The sequence below is a fragment of the Mesorhizobium sp. M7A.F.Ca.CA.001.08.2.1 genome (genome assembly GCF_003998455.1).
In the GTDB taxonomy this organism is placed as follows: Bacteria; Pseudomonadota; Alphaproteobacteria; order Rhizobiales; family Rhizobiaceae; genus Mesorhizobium; species Mesorhizobium ciceri.
On record NZ_RZPW01000520.1, the window covers coordinates 1 to 4,574 of the forward strand.

The 4,574-nt window shown below is 62.7% G+C and carries 3 protein-coding genes; all 3 read right to left on the reverse strand.

From position 1 onward, the window contains the following. Positions 1-1,340, reverse strand: a 1,340-nt coding sequence (locus EN914_RS25280) for a sigma-54 dependent transcriptional regulator (protein ID WP_164778893.1), incomplete at its 3' end; no start/stop codon positions are given. Beyond that, positions 1,330-3,615: a PAS domain-containing sensor histidine kinase gene (locus tag EN914_RS25285; RefSeq protein WP_024505196.1), complete on the reverse strand. Its 2,286-nt coding sequence runs from the start codon at positions 3,613-3,615 to the stop codon at positions 1,330-1,332. The genes EN914_RS25285 and EN914_RS25280, both read right to left, overlap by 11 nt. 130 nt (positions 3,616-3,745) lie before the next feature. After that, a partial coding sequence (locus EN914_RS25290; RefSeq protein WP_164778894.1) for a sigma 54-interacting transcriptional regulator occupies positions 3,746-4,574 on the reverse strand: 829 nt, incomplete at its 5' end.

Below are 4,574 nucleotides of genomic sequence, written 5' to 3' on the forward strand. Positions count from 1 at the left end.
TTGCGGTGCAGTGCGGAGCGCTCCATGCCGATGAACTCGGCGGTTTTCGAGATGTTGCCGCCGAACCGGTTGATCTGGGCGATCAGGTAGTCCTTCTCGAACTGCTCACGCGCTTCGCGCAACGGCAGCGCCATGATGTGCTGGTCGGATTGATTCGGCGTGCGCGGCATGACATCGCCGATCTCGGCCGGCAACAGATCGGCGGTGATCGGCGCATCGACGTCGTCGCCGCGCGCCAGGATCATCAGGCGCTCGACATTGTTGCGCAGCTGGCGAACGTTGCCCGGCCAGTTGTGCGCCTGCAGCACGGCCAGCGCGTCGTCGCCGATGCGGCGCGGCTTGATGCCGGCCTGGCGGGCGATCTGCTTCATGAAGTTGTCGACGAGGTAGGGAATATCCTCTCGCCGCTCGGCCAGTCCCGGGACGATGACCGGAACCACCGCCAGGCGGTGGTAAAGATCCTCGCGGAAACGACCGTCGGCGATCATCGCTTCGAGGTTCTGCGAGGTCGAGGAGATAATGCGGACATCGACCTTGACCCGCTTGGTTCCCCCTACCCGCTCGAACTGTTGTTCGACCAGCACGCGCAGGATCTTATTCTGCGTCTCGCGCGGCATGTCGGCCACCTCGTCGATGTAGAGGATGCCGCGATGGGCCTCCTCGAGCGCGCCGACCTTGCGTTCGACGCCATTCGATTCGGTGCCGAACAGTTCGATCTCCATACGCTCGGGCGTGATGTTGGCGGCGCTCAGCGTCACGAAAGGCGCGCCCTTGCGCGCCGACAGCGTGTGGATGGCGCGCGCGGCCAGTTCTTTGCCCGAGCCAGACGGGCCGATGATCATCACGCGGCTGTTGGTCGGCGCGACGCGTTCGATGGTCTGACGCAACTGGCTCATCGCCGACGACATGCCGATCAGATCGAAGGTTTCGCCGCTGCGCAGCTTGAGGTCGGAAACCTCGCGCCGCAACTTCGAGGTCTCGAGCGCACGTTCGGCAATAAGGATCAGCCTGTCGGCCTTGAACGGTTTTTCGATGAAGTCATAGGCGCCGCGACGGATGGCGGAGACCGCCGTTTCGATGTTGCCGTGGCCGGAAATCATCACCACCGGCAAGGTCGGATGCATCGTCTTGATCTCGTCGAGCAGCGCCAGCCCGTCGAGACGCGAGCCCTGCAGCCAGATGTCGAGGAAAATCAGCCGCGGCGCGCGATCAGCTATAGCAGCGAGCGCGCTGTCGGCATCGAATGCCGTGCGGGTTTCGTGACCTTCGTCGCTCAGTATGCCCGCGACGAGTTCACGGATGTCTTCCTCGTCATCGACGATGAGAATATCAGACGCCATTACCGACCTTTTCAGTTTCTCTTTCGTTTTCCGCCCTGCTTTCGCCGCGCGGAGCCGTTGCGGCCGCAGGCGGCAGGATGATGCTGATCATCGCGCCGCGCCCATCGTGGAAGTCCGCAGGAGCATCGTGTAGTTCCAGCCTGCCACCATGGTCCTCCACGATCTTCTTGACGATAGCGAGGCCAAGTCCGGTGCCCTTCTCGCGTGTGGTCATGTAGGGCTCGAGCAGCCGTTGGCGATTCTCGCGCGGCAGGCCTTTGCCATTGTCGATGACGTCGATTCGAATCACACCATTCTGGCGCCCGGCCTGAATCCGGATTATGCCGTGCGAACCATCCTTCTGTTCCAATCCGTCGATTGCCTCGGCGGCGTTCTTGATCACATTGCCGAAAGCCTGCGCCATCAGCCGGCTGTCGAACGTGCCCTTCAGCGGCTCGCTGCCGAAGATCCGCTCGAAGGTGATGTCGGCGCGGCTGACCTCGACCAGGAACGAGGCCTCGCGCAGCGATTCGCGCAGATCTATGGCCTTCATCTCGGGCTTCGGCATGCGCGCGAAAGCCGAGAATTCGTCGACCATGCGGCCGATATCCTCGACCTGCCGGATGATGGTGTCGGTGCACTGGTCGAAAACCTCGCGGTCCTCGGTAATCACCTTGCCATAGCGGCGCTTGATGCGTTCGGCCGAGAGCTGGATCGGCGTCAGCGGGTTCTTGATCTCGTGGGCGATACGCCGCGCCACATCCGCCCAAGCCGACGAGCGCTGCGCCTGGACCAGGTCGGTGATGTCGTCAACCGTCACGACATAGGACTTTTCCTCCGAGCCGTCATCGCCGGCCTCGATGGTGATCTGAACGTTGAAGGTCCGCTCGGCGCCGGCGCGGTAGAAGGTCACCTGCTCGCGATAGACGGGTTTGCCGGACTTGCGGCCGATTTCGAAGACGCGGCCGACATGCGGCAGCACGGCGGAAAGGTTCTGCCCAAGGGCTGCGCTGGCGGATATGGCCAGCATCGCTTCGGCCGAGCGGTTGACGATGGTGACGATGCCGTAGGGATCGACGCCGATGACGCCGGCAGTAACGCCGGCAAGCACGGCTTCGGAGAAGCGTCGCCTCTCGTCGATCAGGTCCTTGGCCGACAGGATCTCGTTGCGCTGCGATTTCAGTTCGAGAAGCATCTTGTTGAACGTATCGCCGAGCGAGGCGACATCGCCGTCCGAGGGCCTGACCGGAACCGCGACGTCGAGATTGCCGGTCGCCACTTCGTCGGCGGCGCCGATGAGCTGGCGAATGGGCCGCACCAGACGGTCGGCGACCGCAATGCCGGTCCAGATCGCGGACAGGATGATGATCAGCGTCAGCGACAGATAGGGCAGCGCGAAGGCCACCTGCGAGGTGCGGCGGTTGTCTTCCAGCCCCCGATATTCATCGGTGTTGGACCTGACGATCTGGCGTGCCTTGATGACCTCGGGATCGACGAGGCGAATGGTATAGAGATAGAGCCCTTCGATCTCGCGCAGCTTGACGATGGCGCCCATGATGTTGCGCGTTTTCGGCTCGATCAGCACCGGCTTGCCGTCGGCAGCGCTGGCCACGGCGCCTTCCGGCGGCTCAGGCATGGCAAAATCCGTGTCGGTCTTGGCGCTCATGACGAAAGAGCCGTCAGGTTTGATCAGCGCCGCATGAGCCAGCGAACGGCCCACGGCTTCCTTGTTCATCAGGTCGAGAAAGCCGGTACGATCAAGGCCGTAGAGTGTGCGTGACGCATCGAGATCATAGGCCATGGACAGTGTCGTACCCTGCAGGTTGCGGGCATTTTCCTGAACATAGGCGTCGGCGATCGACAGCGACGAATTGACGATCGTCTTGGTGCGGATCTCGAACCAGCGGTCGAGGCCGATGTCGAGCGTGATCGACGCGATGATGGCCACCATGATGGCCGGAATGGCGGCAACCAGGGCGAACATGGCGACAATGCGCACATGCAGCCGCGAAGCGGCCTTGCCATGCCGGCGCGCCATCAGGATGCGGTGCACCTCACGCCCGACCAGCGCGATAAGAATCAAGACGAAAGCCGCGTTGAGGGCAATCAACGCCAGCGTCGTCGACTCGTTCGGTGTGATCGGCGTGGCGCCAACGAGGATGGTGAACGAGATCGCCGCCGTCATCAGCGCGCCGACAACCGCGATCACGCCTGGCAGCGCAAGCAGCCGGCGCCCGTCACGAGCGCCGGGTTCGCTGAAAAGCGGTTGGTTTGTGGTCGGTGCCTGCGGAGCCATGTCGCCGTCTAGTGCCATGATTGCGTCGGATGTATGCAACGCATTGTGGCGATTATGCAACAAGTGTGACCGAGACGGAAATCTTTCGCGAGCCGATCCCCTGAAAAGAGCGCGGGCTCAGATCAAAGGCTCAGCCCTGGCGCGACGATTTGTAGACGTTGACGCCAAGTTCGCGGATCTTCTTGCGCAGCGTGTTGCGGTTCAAGCCAAGCAGTTCCGCGGCCTTGATCTGGTTGCCGCGGGTTGCCGTCATTGAGGCCAGGACGAGTGGAAACTCGACCTCGGACAGGATGCGTTGATAAAGCCCGGCAGGTGGCAAATCGCCGGCAAACGAGGCGAAATAGCGTTGCAGGAAGTGCTCGACCGCCTGGCCGATCGACAAATCGTCGGGAATGAGGTTGCCGCCACCCGGCACCACGGGACGTTCGCCGGTCTTGAGCTCGGCCTCAATGATCTCGGCGGAAATCTCGTCCTGCGAATAGAGCGCGGCGAGCCTGCGAACCAGGTTTTCCAGTTCGCGCACATTGCCCGGCCACGGATAGCGCTTCATCAACTCGATGCCGCCGGAAGAAATGCGCTTGGTCTGCAGGCCTTCCATTTCGCCGAGCTTGAAGAAGTGGCGGACAAGGTCGGGCACATCCTCGGAGCGCTCACGCAGCGCGGGCAGCCGGAGCGGCACCACGTTGAGGCGATAGAACAGATCCTCGCGAAAAAGCCCCTGGTTGATCAGGGTGCGCAGATCCTTGTTGGTGGCGGCGACGATGCGCACGTCGGTCTTGATCGGCGTGCGTCCGCCAACCGTCGTGTATTCGCCCTGTTGGAGCACGCGCAGCAGGCGGGTCTGCGCCTCCATCGGCATGTCGCCGATTTCATCGAGGAACAGTGTGCCGCCTTCAGCCTGCTCGAAGCGTCCGGTCGAGCGATTCTGCGCGCCGGTGAAGGCGCCCTTCTCGTGACCG